Annotated in this window: 1 protein-coding gene; it reads right to left on the bottom strand. The window is 72.7% G+C overall.

From position 1 onward, the window contains the following. Window positions 1-473 (bottom strand): PLP-dependent transferase (locus tag FMEAI12_RS00140; protein WP_200835108.1); only part of this gene is annotated, 473 nt, incomplete at both ends.

Below are 473 nucleotides of genomic sequence, written 5' to 3'. Positions count from 1 at the left end.
GGCGAACCGGCCAGCTTCGGGTAGGCGACCCAGCTCACCTCGTCGCGCGCCCGCAGCCACTCGGCGACCCGCTGGGCGTTGGCGCTGTGCCGCTCCATCCGCAGTGACAGCGTCTCCAGGCCCTGCAACAGCAGGAACGCGTTCATCGGCGCCAGCGCGGGGCCGAGGTCGCGCAGCAGCCGCGCGCGGGCCCGCAGGATGAAGGCCGTCTCGGGGAAGGCGTCGAGGAACACCAGGCCGTCGTAGGCCGGGTCCGGTTCGGTGAACCGCGGGTAGCGCCCGTTGCCCCAGTCGAACCGGCCGCCGTCGACGATGATCCCGCCGATGGACGTCCCGTGCCCGCCGATGAACTTCGTGGCCGAGTGCAGCACGACGTCAGCCCCATGCTCAAGCGGGCGGGCCAGGTAGGGCGAGGCCAGCGTGTTGTCGACGAGCAGCGGTATCCCGGCCTCGTGCGCGACCCCCGCGACGCC

This window comes from Parafrankia sp. Ea1.12 (assembly GCF_900465275.1).
GTDB classification, from domain to species: Bacteria; Actinomycetota; Actinomycetes; order Frankiales; family Frankiaceae; genus Parafrankia; species Parafrankia soli.
This window is presented reverse-complemented; position numbering and strand designations above follow the sequence as displayed.